This window comes from Streptomyces milbemycinicus (genome assembly GCF_002154605.1).
Lineage (GTDB): Bacteria > Actinomycetota > Actinomycetes > Streptomycetales > Streptomycetaceae > Streptomyces > Streptomyces milbemycinicus.
In genome coordinates this window covers 1-531 of the sequence record NZ_MUNE01001204.1, presented here as the reverse complement: position 1 = coordinate 531, position 531 = coordinate 1, and the positions used below count along the sequence as shown (strand labels likewise).

Below are 531 nucleotides of genomic sequence, written 5' to 3'. Positions count from 1 at the left end.
GTCCGCCACCAGCTCGTTGAAGAAGTCGGTGAGCGGGTTGCCCCGGTAGAGGTTGCGCACCAGTTCCATCGAGGAGTCCGGGAACATGATCTCGGTGGCCACCACCTCGCCGCGCAGGATCCGCGGGTAGGCCTCCAGGAACTCCCGGTTGAGGCCGGTGGTGGGCTCGACGTCCGGATACTCGGCCGCGACGCGGTCGAACTCGGCCCGCCAGCCGGCCGCCAGGTCGGTTACGGAGGGGGTGGTGGTGAACTGGTCGCCGTCGCGGGTCAGCAGACCGGCGCCGACGAAGAGTTGGAGCACCGCCTCGTGCAGCCGGCGGAACCTGTCCCGGATCTGGAGGCTGCCGCGCAGTTCCTCGCCGCGGTGGCGCTCGCCGGGGCGCTGGAAGGCGCCCATGCGCTGGTAGACCCCGAACAGCCCGGAGATCGAGGCGGCATCGAGTTCCGCGAAGCCGGCCAGCACCCGCGCCACGGCGGGATCGACGCCGGCCACCGACGCGGGCACCGCCGGAGCGGCTTGAACCGTGGC

General features: G+C 71.8%; 1 pseudogene. It reads right to left on the bottom strand.

Going from position 1 to position 531, the window contains the following annotated elements:
- Positions 1 to 495 (bottom strand): annotated as a pseudogene (locus tag CCN51_RS52110) (hypothetical protein); the annotation flags it as partial.
- Positions 496 to 531 lie beyond the last annotated feature (36 nt).